This is a genomic window from Streptomyces sp. NRRL B-3229, assembly GCF_000719505.1.
Taxonomy (GTDB): Bacteria; Actinomycetota; Actinomycetes; order Streptomycetales; family Streptomycetaceae; genus Streptomyces; species Streptomyces griseorubiginosus.
In genome coordinates this window covers 1-421 of the sequence record NZ_JOGP01000120.1, presented here as the reverse complement: position 1 = coordinate 421, position 421 = coordinate 1, and the positions used below count along the sequence as shown (strand labels likewise).

The window sequence follows — 421 nt, the reverse complement described above, 5'->3', positions numbered from 1 at the left end:
ATCCTGGGTGGCGTCAAACGGGCCCGCGCCACCCTCGACGGCCGGCGCCGGGTGCTCCTGGCCGACGAGCAACGAGCCGCTTTCGCAGCGGAGTTCGCCCTGCTGGGTGCGTCGGTCACGGGCTCGCTGGCGTCCGCCGACAGCCCGGACGCCTGCGACGACCAGCTCGCCCGGATGCTCGTACAGGTGGAGGACCTGGAGTCCCGGTTCTCCGAGTTCGAGGACTTCCTCGGGCACCTCGCGGATCTGCGCGAGGAGATCCACGAGGCGTTCTCCGCCCGCAGACAGACCCTCGCCGACGACCGTGCCCGACGCTGCGAACGCCTCGCCGACTCGGCGCTGCGCGTGCTGGAGACGGTCACCCGCCGGGCCGTCACCCTCGCCGACGCGGACGCCGTCGCCACCTACTTCACCTCCGACC

1 protein-coding gene is annotated in these 421 nt (G+C 72.4%); it reads left to right on the top strand.

Features of this window, described 5'->3' with window-relative positions; genetic code table 11:
* Nucleotides 1–421, top strand: a 421-nt coding sequence (locus IF54_RS40245) for a hypothetical protein (protein WP_037821257.1), incomplete at both ends; no start/stop codon positions are given.